The sequence below is a fragment of the Acidobacteriota bacterium genome, from assembly GCA_016716435.1.
Classification (GTDB): Bacteria; Acidobacteriota; Blastocatellia; order Pyrinomonadales; family Pyrinomonadaceae; genus OLB17.
The window spans coordinates 276,539-294,589 of sequence record JADJWI010000003.1 but is presented as its reverse complement, the minus strand read 5'-3'; the positions used below and the strand labels follow the sequence as shown (position 1 = coordinate 294,589).

The following is an 18,051-nucleotide window of genomic DNA, read 5'->3' as shown; positions in this document are numbered from 1 at the left end:
CGGTATGAATTCGCTGTGACCGCGAAGTGAAATCATTTTGAAATCTGCGGCCCGTTTGTTGCCGAAAATTTCCGCGTGATATAGTTCTTTTTTCGTTATTTGGCCCAAGGGCCTTCAAAGATCAGTTATGTCAGGACATTCCAAGTGGCACACAATCAAGCATAAGAAGGGTGCGCTCGACGCAAAACGCGGCAAGATCTTCACCAAGCTAATCAAGGAGATCACGGTCGCGGCACGCACCGGCGGCAGCGGCGACATCGATACCAACGCCCGGCTTCGCAAGGCGGTTCAGGACGCCAAAGGGCAGAACATGCCCAACGACACCATCGACCGTGCGATCAAGCGCGGCACCGGCGAACTCGAGGGCGTCAACTACGACGAGATCACCTACGAGGGCTACGGCCCGAATGGCGTTGCCGTCTTGATCGAGACAATGACCGACAACCGCAACCGGACGGTCGCCGAGATCCGGCATATTTTTTCGAAGAACGGCGGCAACCTTGGCGAGGCCGGTTCGGTCGCCTGGATGTTCGACAAGAAGGGCTACATCGTTGTCGATAAGGCCCCGAAGACCGAGGAAGAGCTTTTCGAGATCGCCATCGAAGCAGGTGCCGACGACATGCAGGACGATGGCGAGGTCTTCGAGATCTTTAGCGCTCCCGATGCTTTCGATGGCGTGCTCGAGGCGGTAAAATCCGCCGGGATCGAGCCGCAGGCCGCCGAGGTGTCGATGATCCCGCAGAACTACATCAAGCTTGAGGGCGCTGATGCCAAGCAGATGATGAAACTCTACGACGCTCTCGACGACAATGATGACGTGCAAAAGGTTTACGCGAATTTTGACATCGACGAAAGCGAGATGGAATAGATGAAGCGACAACGAATCACTCCGATCTTTTTTCTGCTGCCGGCCTTGATGCTTTTTCAGGCCGGTTTTGCATTCCCGCAGAGCGCCTACTTTCCGCCCGCCGGGGCTTGGGAACGCCGCTCTCCGGAGCAGAGCGGATTTGACGCTGCGAAGCTTAAAGAAGCGGTCGATTTCGCGATTGCCAATGAGGCAAAGGCTCCGCGGAGCCAGGAGCTCGGGCAGGCGCAGACCTTTGGCCGCGAGCCTTTTGGCGAGGGCATCGGGCTTTTCAAAGATCGCGGCGACGCGTCCGGGCTGATCATCAGCGGCGGGCGCATCGTCGCCGAATGGGGCTCGCTGGACCGCGTCGATATGTCGCACAGTGTGACGAAGAGCTTTCTTTCGTCGGTCGTCGGCATCGCATTTGACCGCAAGCTGATCCGCTCGCTGCAAGACCGCACGGCCGACTACTCGACGATCACGCTGCCTTATGTTCCCGGCCAACGCTTCGACCGGGCTGAAGACTTTGGCAAACAGCAGTACATCGATCTCTTTGCCGGCCCGCACAACAGTAAGATCACCTGGGAGCACCTTCTCCGCCAGACCAGCGACTGGGAAGGAACGCTCTGGGGCAAGCCCGATTGGGCCGACCGGCCGGACCGCGACGCGACCACCTGGCTTACGCGCAAGCGGAACGAGCCCGGTGCGGTCTATGAATACAACGACGTCCGTGTCAACGTCCTTGCCCTTGCGGCGCTGAACGTCTGGCGGCGGCCACTGCCCGAGGTTCTGCGTGAGAACCTGATGGATCCGATAGGAGCTTCGAATACCTGGCGTTGGTTCGGTTACGAGAACTCTTTCGTCGTGCTTGATGGCCGCATTGTCCAATCGGTCAGCGGAGGCGGCCATTGGGGCGGCGGGATGTTCATCAACGCCTACGACATGGCCCGCTTTGGCCTGCTGACCGCCCGCGGCGGCCGCTGGGGCGAGCGGCGACTTCTCTCCGAGGAGTTCGTCCGCCAGGCCCGCACGCCGACTGTCGCCCAACCGAACTATGGCTTTATGAATTGGTTCCTCAACACGGACCGCAAGTTCTACCCCGCGGCACCGGCCTCGGCCTTTGCCCACATCGGCAACGGCACGAACCTGATCTACGTTGACCCCGATAGCGACCTCGTCATCGTCGCCCGCTGGATAGAGAACGGAAAGATCAACGAGTTCCTTGAAAAGATCTACCTCGCTCGCCGTCAACCGTAGGGTGCGGTCGCCGCCGGCGTAAATGGGCGTCCTGCCCGCACGCCCCGAACTTCCGAAATGCGCTTCGGCACCCATCGTCACCTTACGGAAAGCTGGTCGAGATTCCCCATATCGGACCTCTTTTGTTTCATTTTTTGGAGAGACCATGTGTTGCTGAAACGGTTGAAACGGATGAAAGGAATGAAACGCCTGAAACTCCTGAAACGCGTGAATCGGCTTTGGGTTTTGAGTCCCGGCTCGGTCGAATTCCGGATTCCAAATACCAGATTCCGAATTCGACGATGAGCCCTTGCTGACGCGCGGGCCTCCGACACGACATTCCGGATTCTGAATTTCGTGGTGTTCTGTTTTTTCGGGCATCGCGCGTTCGCGAAAACACCGTGAACATCGCGAACATCGTGAACAACGTGTGTCGTCCTGAAAAAAGTTGACACCTTGCGTCTCAGGTCCATGTGTTCGTCCGATCTCTGCATTTCTCTCCATTGTTAATTGATAATTGGCTGGTTTCTAATTGGTAATTGAGGAGGCTTTGGTCTTCGACCTTTTTCCGACGGATGGCGACTGACGACCGGCGTCTGCCAACTGTTCTTTCCTCCGCTTTCCATTTTCTTTTCTCTACTGCAGAAAGGGTATGGTGATCCGTTAGATATGAAAGATATGGATGATATGGAAGGTCTTTCGCAGTTGCGAAGTTGCGAGGTTTCGAAGTTGCGAAGTTCGGAGTCCCGGCTTTAGCCGGCTCTGGAACGGATGGTTCCGCCTATGAACGCAGAAAGGGCCCGAGTTCGGGCCCGTTGTTTCTAAAAGTGGTGGCGGGGGGGAGGATCGAACTCCCGACCTTGGGGTTATGAATCCCACGCTCTAACCATCTGAGCTACCCAGCCTGAAAGTAAAGAGTATAAATGTCGCTGAAAAAAAATCAAGCGAATTTGGCTGGTCGCTGCGGCGGCGGGTATTGCATAATGCCCGAGACTGTTAGAATTCCGATTTGAGTTTCGTCCGGGAGTAGACTACCAGAACATGCCTCTTGTCTTGGGAGCAGCCGTTGAGCACGCGCAGGTCTTGCTTGCGCTTTTTGTGATGATCGCCGCCGCGAAGGTGATGGCGGAGATCTTTGAGCGTCTCCGTCAGCCAGCCGTCGTTGGAGAGATACTTGCGGGTGTGATCATCGGCCCAAGTATTCTCGGTTGGGTACAGCCAAGCGAGATAATCGGCATCGTGGCCGAGGTCGGCGTTATCTTTCTGCTCTTCATGGTCGGGCTTGAGACCAAGCCGCAGTCTATACTTCGCGTCGGGAAAAAGGCATTCCTTGTTGGGACGCTAGGCGTGATCTTGCCCTTCGTCGCCGGTTACTTCATCGCGATGGCCTGGGACGGGTCGTTTGTCGAGGCGATGTTCATTGGGGCCGCGCTGGTTGCGACCTCGGTCGGGATAACCGCCCGCGTGCTCGGCGGGCTCGGGTTGCTTGACCGCGAAACGTCAAAAATCATTCTCGGTGCGGCGGTTATCGACGATATTCTCGGATTGATCATACTTTCCATAGTCTCGGCGGTCAGCACGGGCGACGTGAACTTTCTGGAGCTTGGCAAGACCGCCGTGCTCGCGATCGGATTTACTGCGCTGGTAGCAACGCTTGGCACCGGTGCGATGAAGCGGCTCGCACCGCGGATCGCAGCCCTAAAGATCAACAAACCGTTTTTCAACACCGGGCTTATACTATGCCTCGGGCTTTCGGTCGCCTCCATATATGTCGGGGTGGCGGCGATCATCGGAGCTTTTCTTGCCGGTATGGCCCTTGCCGAACCAACCGAAGAGAACCACGGTATGCACAAGTTGACTGCGGGCGTCACGGAGTTTCTGGTGCCGTTCTTTTTGGTCAATATCGGAATGCAGCTCAATCTTTCCGTTTTCAGGGAATGGGAGGTCGTCGCACTTGCCGGCGTGGTTACGCTATTCGCATGCATCACTAAATTCGTGGGCTGCGGGCTCGGGGCTTGGGGGCTCTCGCGGCGAGAGATGGCACAGGTCGGTGTCGGTATGATACCCCGCGGCGAGGTCGGTATCGTCGTTGCACAGATCGGGCTCAGTCTTGCGGTTATAACAGAGAAGTTTTTTGCCGCCGTGCTCTTTATGGCGGTCGCGACGACGCTCATCGCTCCACCGCTGATCAAGTGGGCTTTTACGGAGGACAAGGATAAGGATGGAGTCCCGGATACATTTGAAGAACAGGATGTTTCAGGAGAGTTCACAAGAATCGGATAAGAGGAAGGAACCGGGGATGCTGACACGGTGGTTCCGCTATCTGCGCTTTCTGCTCTCGATCCGCGGCGGGACAGACGTCGAAGGCACGATCGAGGAGATCTGCGAGAATGTAAGGCTTCGTGGGGCAAACACCTGGTTGCTTGTCTGCTCGGCACTGCTGGCCTCGATCGGCCTTGATCTAAACTCGACCGCCGTTATCATCGGCGCAATGCTGATCTCGCCGCTTATGTCGCCGATCCTCGGCGTCGGCCTCGGTGTTGCAACGCTCGACAGGCAGTTACTGAAGACCTCGCTCGGAAGTCTTGGAATCGCGACATTTGTCTCGCTTTTGACCAGCCTGCTCTACTTTCTCATCTCGCCGTTCGCAGAAATAACGTCCGAATTAAGCGCACGGACAACACCGACCATTTTGGACATCGGGGTGGCCTTTTTCGGCGGAGTGGCGGGGGTCGTTGCTGGCTCACGTAAGCGAAAGACAAATGCCATTCCCGGCGTCGCTATCGCAACCGCATTGATGCCGCCGGTATGCACGGCCGGGTTCGGGCTGGCGACCGGAGATTGGACCACCTTTCTCGGTGCCTTCTATCTCTTCTTTATTAATGCGTTCTTTATTTCGCTCGCAACATACCTGCTTGCCCTATGGCTGAAATTTCCGAAAAAAGCCAAACTCGACGAAGAACACGGAGCGCGCGTTCGACAATCCGTCATCGCCTTTGCCGTAATTGTCTCGATCCCAAGTGCATTGATAATGTGGGGCGTCTTAGATCGTCTGAGGGTCGAGCGGGGTATTCGAAACCTGATCACCGCAGAGTTTCGAAAGGACGACCGGCAGGCTTTCCGCTGGTCGATCGTAAACGAGGATGGCCGCACGCTGCTGAAGATCTACACGTTCGGTGCTCCAATATCGATCGCAGAAGAGCAGCGGCTCCGGCAAGTCAAGAATGAATTCGGACTCTCAGCTTTAGATCTGAAGATCTATAAGATGAACGTGTCACCTTCGGAATTCAAGAATATTACCGGCGAATTTGAAGCAAGCCTTGTCGATGGCCTGCGAGCGCTTAGTGAGGTTGACCAGAACCGCTCCAAAGAGCTCGAAGAGCTTCGGAATGCACTTGCTGACCTGACGAAAAAGACGGACCCGCTCGAGGCGTTTGCGATGGAGGTCACCGACAGATACTCGACAGTTGAGACCGCGCTGTGGCGGCCGCCGACAACCTCGGAGGAAGCTGAGGCATCAACTGAAAAGACGGTGCTCTCGGTGAAGTTTCGGCCCGAGGCTGCCGAGGCCGAGCGCGTCCGCGACCTGCGTTCGATCACCCGGACACTTACGGAACGTTGGCCAAAGCGGGGGCTTTCGGCGGTTGAAGAGAAGCAGGAGAATGCGGTTACCGAACCTGAAAAGTAGCATATCCATCTTGGCGGGAGCGGCGCGGCTTCTCGCTCTCGGGCTGATCGCGTGCGCGTTTGCGGGCATCGGCTTCGCCCAGCGAACCGCTTCGGCTCCAACGGCGGCTTTGACGGTCAAAACCGAACCGGGTGCGAAGATCTGGCTCAACAATATCTATTTCGGGACGGCCGGCGAGAATGGCGAGCTTACGATCAAGCTTCCGCCCAAGCCGCCGATCGAGGTGCGTGCGAGGGCAGCGGGATTTGCACCGGCCGTGGTGAAGGCCGGAACGTCGCGAACCGTAAATGTAGTTCTCAAGCCGACTGAAGATGCCGCCGAACTCGCATTTCAGGATGCCGAACGGCAGTCGCTGATCGACCGCCGCGAGGCGATAAAGCTGTATGAAAAAGCGATCGAACTTCGACCGACTTTCACTGAGGCTCATCTTGCCCGTGCCCGGATGCTGATCGAGATCATCGATCCTTTTGAGGCCGAGCGATCGCTCGCCGCGGCACGCAAGCTTGAGCCGTCGAATCCGGAGATCTCGGCGATCGCCGGACGGATCTATCGCGAGGAAGGCGACTTTGCAAGAGCGGAGGCCGCGTTCAAGCGCTCGATCATCGAAGGCAAAGGTTTTCAGCCCGAAGCTCTGACGGGGCTCGGAATGCTCTACGCCGACCGCGGCGAAACTCCGCGTGAGGAAGATACGCTGGCGGCGACCCTCGAATTCTACACACTTGCAGAGAAGAACTTGCGAATGGCGGCCGAGCAGCTTGCCGGAGCTCCGGATGCAAAGGTCGTTCTCCAATATCTTGGCCGCCTTCTCGAGCGGCAGGGCAAGGCCGACGAGGCCATCGCGCTTTACCGAAAATTTCTTCAGATCTTTCCCGATAGCGTTGAGGCGACGGCTGTCCGCTCCTTCATTGAACAGCTCGAGCGCCAGCAATAAAGAACGCCACATTTCAATTTGACCTGTTTTGTGTCAAAAAAGTGCCTTGACACGGTCAGAATAAATGCGTATTATCATTTTACAACGGTGTTTACCACTGTTGTAACGCCGTCTCTTCATTTGAATTGGTCAAAGAAAGACTCTTCACTTCTACCCTTGATCCGGTTCCCTTTTTCAGGTACCCGACGCAAATAAATGTCAGCTAAACTTGGGGAAATCCTTGTCCGCGAGAACCTCTTGACGCCTCAGCAGCTCCGCGAAGCGCTCGACTATCAGCGCACCAACGGCGGCCGCTTGGGGTCCAGCCTAGTCAAGCTCGGGATGATCTCCGATGACGTAATAACGGCCGTACTTTCACGCCAATACGGCGTGCCCTCCATCAATCTCGATCTCTTTCATATCGAGACGGACGTTATCAAACTCATCTCGCAGGAGGTCGCTCTCAAATACACAGTTCTGCCGATCTCAAAGGTTGGGGCGACGCTAACGCTCGCGATGGCCGACCCGACGAACGTCTTCGCCATGGACGATATCAAGTTCATGACGGGGCTGAACGTCGAGCCGGTGATCGCATCTGAGGCCTCGATCCAGATGTCGATCGGCAAATATTATAGCGGCACGATGGACATCGATGTCTTCGACGCCGCATTTGCCGAGAGCTTTACACCTGGAAGCCGCAACGGCAAGAACGGTAGTTCAAAGACAGCCAAGAAAGGTAAAAGCAGCGAGCGGATCTCCGATGCTGACCTGGACGTATCGCTTGGCGACTTTGAATTCCACGGTGATGGTGAGGAGCTTGAGGTCGTTGATACCAATGAAGAGATAAATCTTGCCGATCTCGCTCGTGCCTCCGAAGATGCGCCGGTCGTTCGGCTCGTCAACGTACTTCTTGTTGACAGTCTTCGCCGCGGAGCCTCGGATATCCACGTTGAGAGCTACGAAAAGCTTTTTCGCATCCGGTTCCGCATTGACGGTGTTCTTTACGACGTAATGCAACCGCCGATGAAGATGCGCGATGCGCTCATCTCACGGCTCAAGATCATGGCGAAGCTGGACATCGCCGAAAAGCGACTCCCGCAGGATGGCCGCATCAAGATCAAGGTGAAGGTCGATGACCGCTCGCGTGAGTTGGATTTTCGCGTCTCGACCCTGCCGACCCTCTTCGGAGAAAAGGTCGTGCTTCGCCTCTTGGACAAAGACAAGCTGATGCTTGACATGGCGAGACTAGGCTTTGAACCAGAGAGCCTTGCTAAGTTCAAACGAGCGATCGCTAATCCATATGGAATGGTGCTCGTCACCGGGCCGACCGGTTCGGGTAAAACGAATACACTCTATTCGGCTCTGCAGTCTCTGAACACATCTGAGACGAACATCATGACGGCCGAGGATCCGGTTGAATTTAACCTCGAAGGCATCAACCAGGTGCAGATGAAGGAACAGATCGGGCTCAACTTTGCAGCGGCCCTTCGCTCGTTCCTGCGTCAGGACCCGAACATCGTGCTCGTCGGTGAAATTCGTGACTTTGAAACGGCTGAGATCGCGATCAAGGCCGCTCTTACGGGCCACCTTGTTCTCTCGACGCTGCACACAAACGATGCACCCTCGACCGTTTCGCGTCTCGTCAATATGGGCATCGAGCCCTTCCTCGTTGCGACCTCTGTCAACCTAATTCAGGCACAGAGGCTGATCCGGCGGATCTGCAAGGACTGCAAGGAAGAGATCGAGGTTTCAAAAGAACTGCTTATTGAGATCGGCTTTCCGCCAAGTGAGGTCGATGACCTACGACTCTACAAAGGCCGCGGATGCGACAACTGTCTGAACACCGGTTTCAAGGGTCGGGTCGGTTTGTATGAGGTGATGGAGGTCACGGACGAACTTCGAGAGCTGATAATCATCGGCGCCAGTGCGATCGAGATACGCAAAAAGGCGATCGAGCTCGGAATGATCACACTGCGTGAATCAGGGCTTTGCAAGATCAGAGAAGGCATCACGACGATCGATGAGGTCGTCAAGGAAACAGTGATTTAACCACAGGAGGAAGTATGGCAATTCGTGCGATCGTAGTTTCAATAGCTTTGCTGCTTGGCCTAGGGACATTGATCCCGCTGGCGACGGAATATGCCGAGGCTGGGTCGGTCAAGACCAAGCGCTACAAGAACAAGAAGAAAGCGAAAAGGTCTTGGCGCGGTGTCAAGAAGTATTCAAAACGTTGGTGGCAGCTTTATCGTGCACAGGAACGCCGCAAGCGGCAGGTTGCTCAGCGTCGGCGTGCACTGCGGCTCCGTCAGGTAAGGCTCGCCCGGGCGAGACAAGCTGCTCAGGAGCGGCGATCGGTAGCAGCAGCCAAGCCGCAGGCGAAGACCACGGCACCGGTGCTTCCCTCGGGTGCTCCGGCTCCGAAGAACTGGTCGGTCGGTAGTGCGGACTCAAACGAATTGAAGTTCAACGTCGCCGGCAACAGTGGCTCGAACGTCGGTTCGGCCTCGATCTCAGTGGTCGGTGCGGCAACGGGTGATACTTCGACCCGCGTCAACAACCGGACGGTCGGCGGTATTCCGACAACGGCACTCCGCCGCGACGTCATCAACAAGATGATCAAGGAGAACGGCTGGGTGGTCAATGATTATCAGAAGCTGGTCGGAAACGACACTGTCTATGTTGTCGTCGCACAGTCACAGGCCCGCGATGGCCGCGTTCATTCACGCCTCTTCTATTTCACCGAAGCCGGCGGACGCGTTTATAGCGTTGCGACCAACTCGGCGACCGATTCGGCCGAACGCCTTGCTGAGGAATCAGAAAAGGTGATCCAGTCACTCCGCGGCGGCGCAGGCCGCACGCAACAGGCCGCAGTTCGCGATTAACAACCCTCCAAACCTTGATCGGGAGCCGTGAGCCGCCATACCTCACGGCTGCCCGATCCACCCGCACCCAAAGAACCATGAGTATCGAAACCACAGACAACATTGCCTCGCAGATAACGCTTCCGGAGTTGCTCAAGCGAATGACCGACCTCGGCGGGTCTGACCTTCACCTGACGACCAACTCCGCACCGCAAGTCCGCGTCCACGGCCATCTTCGGGCGCTCGACGGATTTCCTCCGATGACGCCGGCGGATACTAAACGGCTTGCCTATTCGGTCCTGACGGACGCCCAGAAGCACCGCTTTGAAGAGAATCTCGAACTCGACTTCTCGTTCGGATTGAAAGGGATGTCGCGGTTTCGTGCCAACCTCTTCAACCAGAAAGGAGCGGTCGGCGCGGTCTTTCGTGCGATCCCCTACGAGATAAAGACATTTTCAGACCTCGGCCTTCCTCCAATTGTTTCTGACCTTTGCAACAAGCCCCGCGGACTGATCCTCGTTACCGGCCCGACCGGTTCGGGTAAATCGACGACGCTTGCCGCGATGATCGACAAGATCAACAGCGAACGCCACGAACACATCCTCACCATCGAAGACCCTATCGAATTTCTGCACAACCACAAGAGCTGTGTGGTCAATCAGCGTGAGGTCGCGGCCGATACACACTCGTTTGGAGCGGCTCTGAGAACAGCGCTTCGCCAGGACCCGGACATCGTACTCGTCGGCGAAATGCGTGACCTTGAGACCATCGAAATGGCTCTTCGAATCGCGGAAACGGGACACTTGACATTTGCAACGCTGCACACTAACTCAGCCTATTCGACCATCAACCGAATCATCGACGTCTTTCCGGCGTCACAGCAGGCGCAGGTTCGTACTCAGCTTTCGCTCGTGCTGGAAGGCATCATGTGTCAAGCACTGTTGCCGAAAGCCACAGGCGATGGCCGCTGCATGGCGCTTGAGATACTTGTGCCCAACTCGGCCATCAGGAATCTCGTCCGCGAAGACAAGATCCACCAGATCTATTCGATGATGCAGACCGGCCAGGACAAGTTCGGAATGCAGACCTTTAACCAGTCGCTAGCGACGCTCGTGCATAAAAAGCTGATCACGATCGATGCCGCGATGCAGAGGACCTCGAACGCCGATGAGCTGAAGGAACTACTCGAACGCGGATCGGGCTTAAATCAGTCTTACGGAGGCGGCGGGGCAAAGCCGGGAATGCCGGCAGGCGGCCACGCGAGCCCTTATGCACAGGGCCGCCCGATCGGACAACGCCCGCCCGCCAGATAACCAAGGGGATTTGAAACCAAAGGAGTGTAGAAAACGAGATGCCAACATTTGCATATAAAGGAAGAAACCGCTTGAACGAATTGGTCGCAGGCGAACGCGAAGCGGCAAACGCGGACGAACTCCGCAGCCTGCTCCGCCGCGAACAGATCGTAATGACACAGGCGAATGAGAAAGGCCGGGTCATCTCGATCCCAAAGCTGGGGACGCGTAAAAAGGTCAATGCTAAGGAACTCGCGGTCTTTACCCGCCAGTTCTCGGTAATGATCGATGCGGGACTGCCGCTTGTTCAGTGTCTTGACATTTTAGCTGAGCAGCAGCCAAACCCTTTCTTCAAGGAAGTGCTTCGCCAAGTCAGGCAGAATGTTGAGGAGGGATCGACGCTTCACTCAGCGCTTCAAAGGCACCCGAAGGTATTCGATGGGCTCTACACGCACATGGTCGAGGCTGGCGAAACGGGCGGTGTGCTTGACCTGATCCTTCAGCGGCTAGCTACCCTTATTGAAAAGGTAGTCAAGCTCAAGCGAAGCATCATCTCGGCGTCGATCTATCCGGCGGCCGTCATCCTTGTTGCCATTGCGGCAATTGCCGTGATTCTGATCGTGGTGATCCCGCAGTTCGAACAGATCTTTATCGGCCTGCTAGGTCCGGGCGAGCTGCTTCCGCTGCCGACGCGGATCGTAATGGCCTTAAGCGGATTTCTCGCTGGATGGGGCGGGCTCGCAACACTAGCCTTTCTGATAGCTGCGGCGATAGGTACCCGTGCTTATTACAAGACCGAAAAGGGACGCTGGCATATCGATTCACTTTTGCTCAAAACCCCGATTTTTGGCCCGTTGCTCCGTAAGGTAGCGGTCGCCCGATTTTCGCGTATTCTTTCGACGCTTCTTTCTTCGGGCGTTCCGATTCTCCAGTCGCTCGATATCACATCGAAGACGGCCGGCAACGTCGTCATTGAGGATGCGATCCTTAAGGTCCGGGCCGGCGTTGAGCGCGGTGAGAACTTCGTTGACCCGCTCAAGGCGACAAAAGTCTTTCCGCACATGGTCGGTCAAATGATCGGAGTCGGTGAACAGACCGGCGCACTCGATGCGATGCTCGGAAAGATCGCCGACTTCTATGAAGAAGAGGTCGATTCGGCCATCGCCGACCTCTTGGCAATGATCGAGCCCGTGCTCATCGCCTTCCTCGGCGTCACCATCGGCGGTATCGTCATTTCGATGTACCTTCCGCTCTTCACCCTCATCGGCAAACTCGCCGGCGGGCCGAAGTAAGAAGTTACTAGGCATAAAACAAAAGGCGGCATCTTCGGGTGCCGTCTTTTTTATTGTCTCTGGGTGCGGATAAAAGCGATGGTGAAAAGAACGGCGAGCAAGAGGTCGATGGCGGCTCCGGCGGTTATTTGCAAGGGAGCACGGCCATTGAAATAAAGATAGAAGGTCGGAATGACGAATGCTATCTTTTCAAGCGCCGCCGCCGGCATTATCGGGCGAAAACGGACGGGGTCGCGCGCGATGATCAAGAAAACGACCTGAAACGCTAGAGCCACGCCGATGAAGCCATAGAAATACTCCGGGTGCGTTATCGCCGGCGGGCTATCGATGCCGATCTGCTTCTCGAGAAAATATTGCGGGACAAGGGCGATGATGCCATAGATGCCGGCGATGGCGAATGTATATCGGGCGAATCTCATAACGCTCCGAGCCGCCGCGGCGGGCTAAACAAAGCCGGCCTTTTCGAGCGTCTCCATAGTAATACGCGAATCGGGCATACGCGCTTGTATCATCCGCTCGACGTATTTTGCGATGACGTCGGCTTCGAGATTTACCGGGTCACCGGGTTTGAGCGACGAGAGATTGGTGAGCTCCCAAGTTTTTGGGATAACGGCGATCTCGAAATGAGCGTCGGCGAGCGAGGCGACGGTCAGGCTGATGCCCTCTAACGCGACCGAGCCCTTGAAAACCAGATAGCGGGCCATTTCAGGCGGGAAGCCGATCCGCACGGTCCAGAAATCGCCGATCTTCTCAGCGCCGAGAAACTGCCCGCGGGAATCGACGTGGCCCTGAACAATGTGCCCGCCGAGCCGCGTTGAAGGCGTTACGGCTCGCTCAAGATTGACCGCCGAGCCCGGTGCGAGGCCGCCGAGCGTCGAGCGAACGAGCGTTTCGCGGGAAACATCGGCGGCGAAGGAATTCTTGCCGATATCAAGCGCCGTCAGGCAAACGCCATTGACGGCGATCGAATCACCCGAGGCGGTGCCTTCGACCACATGCTTTGTTTCAATGACGATTCGGGCGTTCTCGCCGCGGGCTCCGACCGTGCGGACGCGGCCAAGCTCTTCGATCAATCCGGTGAACATCTTTCAGGCTTCAGAATCTAAAACCACGGCTTTTTGCCGATGATATAGGTCTGTACAAATTCTTCGTCGGATTTGGTCAAATAGATGACGCCTTCAACGATGCCGATGACCGTCGGGATCAGGATCAAGGGCGTGCCGATGCCGCAGGTCACGATCGCGATGATGAAGGAAATGAGATAGACCGAGAGCAGAATGATGCCTTCCTGCTGATAGCCGAGAATGAATTTGTGAATCCCGAGGCCGCCGAGCAAAATGCCGCAAAGGCCCGCTGCGATCTTTTTATCGGCACCGGCGGGTTTGGTTTGCATCTGCGGTGAATGCTGCATCGGCGAGCCGACGCCCATGAACGATCCGCAATTTGAGCAGTTCTGGAAAGTTCCGGGGTTTTGCGCCCGACAGTTCGGACAGGTTGTGTAGCTAGTTGCCATAGTTACGTCTCCGCGGGAGTTTGAGGTGCCCTAAGTATCGGCTGAAAAACCGCGTTTGTCAACGAAGTTGCGATTCGCTCCGATGGGTGAAACGCGGCGGGAAAGTGTGTAAACTTGAACTCGAAATGAACGATGCAGCAACAGCGGCAGGCCAGGAGCCGCCGAAACTTAAACGCGATGCTACCGGGACGTTGGATAATAGTTCGCTTGCCGATCTGATCGAGTGGTTTCTTAACTTCGACGAGCGGACCGCTCGCATTCGCCACGCGATGTCGAACGAGCTTTTCCTCTGGAAACAGGCGGACGATGAAGCGAACGGCGTTCCGATCTATCCCTTCGAGAATGCCGAGGCGAGGTTTGCGATCGGCGTATTTCAGGCGGTTCAGGAAAACAGCTCCGAGCCGCTCTTCGGGCTTTGGCTCAACGACATTCTCGCGGCAATCCACGATGCTAAAGAGACGAAGCGGGAGATCGCAGAAGCGAACAAGCTCGACGCTGACCCGGCGGCTTCAATAATGGAAAATGCCGAAAAGCTGACCACCAACACCGAGCGGCGGCTTTACCTGACAAGTTCGTGGATCGAAACGCTTTACACGGCCGAGGCTCGCGTGCTCGGTTGGGTCTATCAGGAACTTTACGGCCGGCCGTTTACGCCAACCTCGGCGGGGTAAACACGCCTAGCGGAAAGTCTGGCATTGCCGCATGTCGCCGTCATTGTAACCGCGGGTGAACCATTCCATTCTCTCTTTTGACGAGCCGTGGGTGAACGATTCGGGAACAACGTAACCCTGCGTCCGCTTTTGGATCATATCGTCGCCGACGGCGGCGGCTGCACGGAGAGCTTCCTCAGGGTCGCCCGGTTCGACGATGCCTTTCTTCGCCGCATGATGGGCCCAAACGCCGGCGTAGCAATCCGCCTGCAGCTCAAGGCGAACTGAAAGGGCGTTGTTCTGTCCGCGGGCTTGGACCTGTCCCATTGTCCCGAGCAGGTTCTGGATGTGATGGCCGACCTCGTGGGCGATTACGTAAGCTTGTGCAAAATCGCCGGGTGCCCGGAATTCGCGTTTCAATTCATCAAAAAAAGCGAAGTCTAGGTAAAGTTTTCGGTCGCCGGGGCAATAGAACGGGCCCATTGCTGCACTCGCGTAGCCGCACGCGGAGGAGACTTCGCCTGAAAAAAGAACAAGCGTCGGCGGCTGATAGCGCGGGCCGCCTTGGGCGGGCAGGATCTGCGAGAAAACGTCTTCGGTACTTCCGAGGACCGCCGCAGCAAACTGCCGGTTCTCGTCGGGTGGTGCGTTGTTCGCCGCGGCGGGTTGCTGCTGCGTTTGGGGCTGAGCCGGAAGCCCTTCGAGAAACTGGCGCGGGTCGCCGCCGAGCAGACAAACAAGAGCGGCAATGATCAGCACGCCGATGCCGCCGCCGCCCATTGCAATGCCGCGGCCCATGCCCCGCCGGTCCTCGATGTTAGAACTCTGCCGCTGCTGTCTCCAACGCATTTGCTTACCTCGCTTTGATCAAAACTTAAGAACGATTGTCGAGATTTTACCATCAATTTTCCCGGGCAAGAACATCTTTGGGCTCGTTGCCGTGCAAGTTACTGAGGCCGAATATCGGCGAAATGGAGATTTTCGCGCCTGCGATGGCAAAAAATGTTCTCCGCTCTTTCACCGCAAAATGTTGACAAAAGTGGATTTACGGGTTTATTATCAGATTTGACGCGACGGGTCGTTCTTTCCCTGGGGTCAACCGAACTGCCCGGAGGGCACAATGATAAAACTGGACATCGTCAATCAGGTCGCCGACAAGACCGGAGTTCCCAAACAGAAAGCGGAGCAGGTGGTCGACTCGCTTTTTAACGCGATGAAGGAAGCCCTTGCCCAGGGCAAAAGGATAGAACTCCGAGGTTTTGGGGTATTTGTCGTTAAGCCGCGTAAGCGAGGCGTCGGGCGAAATCCGCGGACGGGCGAGGAAGTGCCGATCCCGGCCGGCAAAACGATCCGGTTCAAACCGGGCAAGGAACTCACCGGCGGAAACGCGGAAGAGGACCAAGGCGAATAGCAGCAAATTTAATCTTTTTAACGTATCGCAAACTACTCCGAATGCATCGGGCCAAGTAGTTTGCGATAATTATTTGCAAGCAGCAAATGCAGGAACTACCCGAGACCGCCGGACACGAAAATGCATTCAAATTGGAACGCGATGAGCTTCGGCCCTGGCGGCACATCGGGTTGCTGTTGCTGACGCTGATCACATCAACGATCGCCGGGACACTTTATCCCTTTGGCCCGCAGATGATCTTTCCCGAGGCCGACCCGCAAAGCTGGCAAGAACTTTTTGAGTTTCTCGCTCTAGCACCGGCAAGCTATGCAGCGATCGTCATTTCGGCGGTAGCCTATCTTTTCTCGGACTGGAGCCATCTTGCCCAGGCTCTTTCCTTCTCCGTCTCGCTGCTTTTTATATTGATCGCCCACGAAATGGGGCACTATGTAGCCTGCCGCATTTACCGCGTTGACGCGACGCTGCCCTATTTCATCCCGACTCCGCCGCTCATCGGGCCGGCCGGCACGTTCGGCGCATTTATCAAGATACGCTCGCCGATGCCCTCGCGAAAGGCCGTTTTCGATATCGGCGTCGCTGGGCCGATCGCGGGCTTTATCGCCCTGCTTCCGATCGCATTTCTTGGCATCTTTACTGCCGAAAAAGCCCCGGCCCAGGTTGTTGCGAATTATCAGGGGATCGTTTTTTCCGATCCGCTGCTGATGCAGGCGATCGGGTGGCTGGCGGGTACGGGCACGGATGCGATCTACGGGAATTCGTTCTACTACGCGGCTTGGGTCGGTTTATTGGTTACGGCGCTCAACCTGATCCCATCGGGCCAACTCGATGGCGGGCACGCGATCTATGCTGTGTTTGGCGAACGAGTGCATTATTGGACCGGCCGGATCGCCTTTGCGATCATGGCCGTGCTGTCGGTGCTGGGGATGATCTATTTCAACAGCCCGAGCGGTTTTCTGATCGCCGTGCTCCTCGGGATAATGATGCGGATCGGGCATCCGGAACCATGGGACACCTCGCCGATCGACGGGAAACGAAAGCTGATCGCGTTCGGTGTTCTAGTGATATTTATACTTAGCTTTGTGCCATTCCCAATAAAGATAGGTTAGGAGTGAGCAGTGAGCGGTGAGCGGTGAGCAGTAAGCAGTGAGCAGTGAGCCGTAAGCCATTAGCCCTTTGCAGAGAAACTTATTTAGAGCGTCTGAGTATCATCTGACCACTGACCACTGACCACTGACCACTGACCACTGACCACTGCTCAAGCCGGCAGCAGTCCTTTGATCTCGCGGACCATCTTCTCTACATCTTCCTGGCCTTCGAGCGCGATCATGAAGAAATCGTAGCTGGTCTTAAAGCAGACGACGCCGTTGCCAAAGAACCAGACGCCCTCGAGGAGCGGATTGCCGCCGATGAGCCAATCGATCGGTGCGCCGGTAATGGTCTTGGGGTTGACGACGTTCGTCATCATCACCGCACCCGAAGCGAACGAAAACGCGCCGAGCATCGGTGCGCCAAAGTAGCGGGCGATGTCGCGTTCGAAGCGGATCTGCGCGGTTCGGGCCTCGTCGAGCTTGCCTTCGGCGATCATCTTTTCACGCGAACGGAGATATTCGTTGAACTGCTCCGCAGCTTTCTGCACAGACCAAGCGGGAAGGGCGGAATTGAAAAGCCAGTGCGAGCTAAAGCCCGTAAATACGGCGCCGAGCCCGGCACCGACAGCCATCGAAAAACCAGTAGCTGCGGCCTGAAGCGGATTTTCGGCGACCCATGACGACGCCTTGGTCAGCGAGGTCATAGCCGAATCGACCGTCCGAGCCCAGCCCGCACCGAGGTTGAATGCCTTGGTCGCGCCCTCGGCCGTTTTTGATACGGTCTCGCGGGCATCTTCAAACATCTCGCCGGCCCTTTCGCCTGCCGAACCGATGACGTCTCCGGCGGACTTTCCGGCCTTTCCGGCGGCGTCGCCTGCGGCCTCGCGGAGCGGCTCGCTGGCGGTCCATGCCTGTTTTGCAGTCTCCTGTGCAACCTTGACCGTTTCGCCGGCGACCTTTACGGCTTGTTTGCCGACGCCGCTCTTTTCGGCCTCAGCCCGGATCCGCTCGGCGCCTTTCTGGGCGGTGTCGGCGACGGTCTTGACGCCCTCGACGACGTTCTCTGAGATGCCGAGCTGCTTATCGATCTCGCCAAACTTTTCCTTGGCCTCTTTCTGCCACGATTCGAACCGGTCCTTTATATCGCTCATAATTCCTCCGCGAGCTTGTGTGATGAAGATATTAACGAAACTGATGCTCCGGATGTTCTGTCAACACCCTAATGATTGCATCAATTCCCGTTCGGTTCAACAAAAATCTACG

At 56.5% G+C, this 18,051-nt stretch carries 17 protein-coding genes and 1 tRNA gene; 12 read left to right on the top strand and 6 right to left on the bottom strand.

Annotated features, from left to right (window positions below):
- The first annotated feature begins 127 nt into the window (after positions 1-127).
- Positions 128-868 (top strand): YebC/PmpR family DNA-binding transcriptional regulator, encoded by a 741-nt coding sequence (locus tag IPM21_04550; protein ID MBK9163171.1) that lies wholly within the window; start codon positions 128-130, stop codon positions 866-868.
- A 48-nt stretch (positions 869-916) separates the two neighbouring features.
- A complete protein-coding gene (locus IPM21_04545) occupies positions 917-2,104 on the top strand; it encodes a serine hydrolase (GenBank protein MBK9163170.1) in 1,188 nt (395 codons plus the stop codon).
- Positions 2,105-2,911: 807 nt separating this feature from the next.
- Here the strand turns inward: IPM21_04545 and IPM21_04540 are convergent.
- Positions 2,912-2,988 (bottom strand) — tRNA-Met (locus tag IPM21_04540).
- A 136-nt stretch (positions 2,989-3,124) separates the two neighbouring features.
- Here IPM21_04540 and IPM21_04535 point away from each other — a divergent pair.
- The 7 genes from IPM21_04535 (at position 3,125) to IPM21_04505 (ending at position 12,126) form a co-directional block, all read left to right on the top strand.
- Positions 3,125-4,366 carry a cation:proton antiporter gene (locus IPM21_04535; GenBank protein ID MBK9163169.1) on the top strand — a complete coding sequence of 414 codons (1,242 nt, stop codon included), beginning with the start codon at positions 3,125-3,127 and terminating at the stop codon, positions 4,364-4,366.
- Positions 4,367-4,382: 16 nt separating this feature from the next.
- A complete protein-coding gene (locus IPM21_04530) occupies positions 4,383-5,771 on the top strand; it encodes a DUF389 domain-containing protein (protein MBK9163168.1) in 1,389 nt (462 codons plus the stop codon).
- A complete protein-coding gene (locus IPM21_04525) occupies positions 5,746-6,702 on the top strand; it encodes a tetratricopeptide repeat protein (protein ID MBK9163167.1) in 957 nt (318 codons plus the stop codon). The genes IPM21_04530 and IPM21_04525 overlap by 26 nt, the downstream gene beginning before the upstream one ends.
- Positions 6,703-6,897: 195 nt before the next feature.
- The gene (pilB, locus tag IPM21_04520) at positions 6,898-8,730 is read left to right on the top strand and encodes a type IV-A pilus assembly ATPase PilB (protein MBK9163166.1); all 1,833 of its coding nucleotides are present in this window, start codon (positions 6,898-6,900) and stop codon (positions 8,728-8,730) included.
- A gap of 14 nt (positions 8,731-8,744) precedes the next feature.
- A complete protein-coding gene (locus tag IPM21_04515) occupies positions 8,745-9,563 on the top strand; it encodes a hypothetical protein (GenBank protein ID MBK9163165.1) in 819 nt (272 codons plus the stop codon).
- Positions 9,564-9,640: 77 nt separating this feature from the next.
- Positions 9,641-10,855, top strand: a complete 1,215-nt coding sequence (locus IPM21_04510) for a type IV pilus twitching motility protein PilT (GenBank protein MBK9163164.1) — start codon at positions 9,641-9,643, stop codon at positions 10,853-10,855.
- Positions 10,856-10,893: 38 nt separating this feature from the next.
- Entirely contained in the window at positions 10,894-12,126 is a 1,233-nt protein-coding gene (locus IPM21_04505; protein MBK9163163.1) for a type II secretion system F family protein, read from the top strand.
- A 50-nt stretch (positions 12,127-12,176) separates the two neighbouring features.
- Here IPM21_04505 and IPM21_04500 read toward each other — a convergent pair whose 3' ends face one another.
- The 3 genes from IPM21_04500 to IPM21_04490 are packed head-to-tail and all read right to left on the bottom strand — an operon-like array spanning position 12,177 to position 13,519.
- Entirely contained in the window at positions 12,177-12,545 is a 369-nt protein-coding gene (locus IPM21_04500) for a hypothetical protein (protein ID MBK9163162.1), read from the bottom strand.
- Between the two features lie 24 nt (positions 12,546-12,569).
- A complete protein-coding gene (locus IPM21_04495) occupies positions 12,570-13,211 on the bottom strand; it encodes a riboflavin synthase (protein ID MBK9163161.1) in 642 nt (213 codons plus the stop codon).
- Positions 13,212-13,228: 17 nt separating this feature from the next.
- Positions 13,229-13,519, bottom strand: coding sequence for an NINE protein (locus IPM21_04490; protein MBK9163160.1), 291 nt, complete (start codon positions 13,517-13,519; stop codon positions 13,229-13,231).
- Between the two features lie 245 nt (positions 13,520-13,764).
- Here IPM21_04490 and IPM21_04485 point away from each other — a divergent pair, with 245 nt between their 5' ends.
- Positions 13,765-14,310, top strand: coding sequence for a hypothetical protein (locus tag IPM21_04485; protein ID MBK9163159.1), 546 nt, complete (start codon positions 13,765-13,767; stop codon positions 14,308-14,310).
- A gap of 6 nt (positions 14,311-14,316) precedes the next feature.
- Here the strand turns inward: IPM21_04485 and IPM21_04480 are convergent, their stop codons facing one another.
- On the bottom strand, positions 14,317-15,138 hold the full coding sequence (locus IPM21_04480) for a zinc metallopeptidase (protein MBK9163158.1): 822 nt from the start codon (positions 15,136-15,138) through the stop codon (positions 14,317-14,319).
- 271 nt (positions 15,139-15,409) lie between these two features.
- Between IPM21_04480 and IPM21_04475 the strand changes: the two genes are divergently transcribed.
- Positions 15,410-15,700, top strand: coding sequence for an integration host factor subunit beta (locus tag IPM21_04475; protein ID MBK9163157.1), 291 nt, complete (start codon positions 15,410-15,412; stop codon positions 15,698-15,700).
- A gap of 86 nt (positions 15,701-15,786) precedes the next feature.
- Positions 15,787-16,806 carry a site-2 protease family protein gene (locus IPM21_04470; GenBank protein ID MBK9163156.1) on the top strand — a complete coding sequence of 340 codons (1,020 nt, stop codon included), beginning with the start codon at positions 15,787-15,789 and terminating at the stop codon, positions 16,804-16,806.
- A gap of 149 nt (positions 16,807-16,955) precedes the next feature.
- On the opposite strand, the gene IPM21_04465 is transcribed toward IPM21_04470, so the two are convergent.
- Complete coding sequence (locus IPM21_04465; GenBank protein ID MBK9163155.1) at positions 16,956-17,939, bottom strand: hypothetical protein; 984 nt, start codon at positions 17,937-17,939, stop codon at positions 16,956-16,958.
- Positions 17,940-18,051: the final 112 nt, after the last annotated feature.

Excerpts from the sequence above, each read along its gene's own strand:
- IPM21_04550 (MBK9163171.1), top strand. The coding sequence starts at position 128 with ATGTCAGGACATTCCAAGTGGCACACAATCAAGCATAAGAAGGGTGCG.
- IPM21_04545 (MBK9163170.1), top strand. The coding sequence starts at position 917 with ATGCTTTTTCAGGCCGGTTTTGCATTCCCGCAGAGCGCCTACTTTCCG.
- IPM21_04535 (MBK9163169.1), top strand. The coding sequence starts at position 3,125 with ATGCCTCTTGTCTTGGGAGCAGCCGTTGAGCACGCGCAGGTCTTGCTT.
- IPM21_04530 (MBK9163168.1), top strand. The coding sequence starts at position 4,383 with ATGCTGACACGGTGGTTCCGCTATCTGCGCTTTCTGCTCTCGATCCGC.
- IPM21_04525 (MBK9163167.1), top strand. The coding sequence starts at position 5,746 with ATGCGGTTACCGAACCTGAAAAGTAGCATATCCATCTTGGCGGGAGCG.
- pilB (MBK9163166.1), top strand. The coding sequence starts at position 6,898 with ATGTCAGCTAAACTTGGGGAAATCCTTGTCCGCGAGAACCTCTTGACG.
- IPM21_04515 (MBK9163165.1), top strand. The coding sequence starts at position 8,745 with ATGGCAATTCGTGCGATCGTAGTTTCAATAGCTTTGCTGCTTGGCCTA.
- IPM21_04510 (MBK9163164.1), top strand. The coding sequence starts at position 9,641 with ATGAGTATCGAAACCACAGACAACATTGCCTCGCAGATAACGCTTCCG.
- IPM21_04505 (MBK9163163.1), top strand. The coding sequence starts at position 10,894 with ATGCCAACATTTGCATATAAAGGAAGAAACCGCTTGAACGAATTGGTC.
- IPM21_04500 (MBK9163162.1), bottom strand. The coding sequence starts at position 12,545 with ATGAGATTCGCCCGATATACATTCGCCATCGCCGGCATCTATGGCATC.
- IPM21_04495 (MBK9163161.1), bottom strand. The coding sequence starts at position 13,211 with ATGTTCACCGGATTGATCGAAGAGCTTGGCCGCGTCCGCACGGTCGGA.
- IPM21_04490 (MBK9163160.1), bottom strand. The coding sequence starts at position 13,519 with ATGCAAACCAAACCCGCCGGTGCCGATAAAAAGATCGCAGCGGGCCTT.
- IPM21_04485 (MBK9163159.1), top strand. The coding sequence starts at position 13,765 with ATGAACGATGCAGCAACAGCGGCAGGCCAGGAGCCGCCGAAACTTAAA.
- IPM21_04480 (MBK9163158.1), bottom strand. The coding sequence starts at position 15,138 with ATGCGTTGGAGACAGCAGCGGCAGAGTTCTAACATCGAGGACCGGCGG.
- IPM21_04475 (MBK9163157.1), top strand. The coding sequence starts at position 15,410 with ATGATAAAACTGGACATCGTCAATCAGGTCGCCGACAAGACCGGAGTT.
- IPM21_04470 (MBK9163156.1), top strand. The coding sequence starts at position 15,787 with ATGCAGGAACTACCCGAGACCGCCGGACACGAAAATGCATTCAAATTG.
- IPM21_04465 (MBK9163155.1), bottom strand. The coding sequence starts at position 17,939 with ATGAGCGATATAAAGGACCGGTTCGAATCGTGGCAGAAAGAGGCCAAG.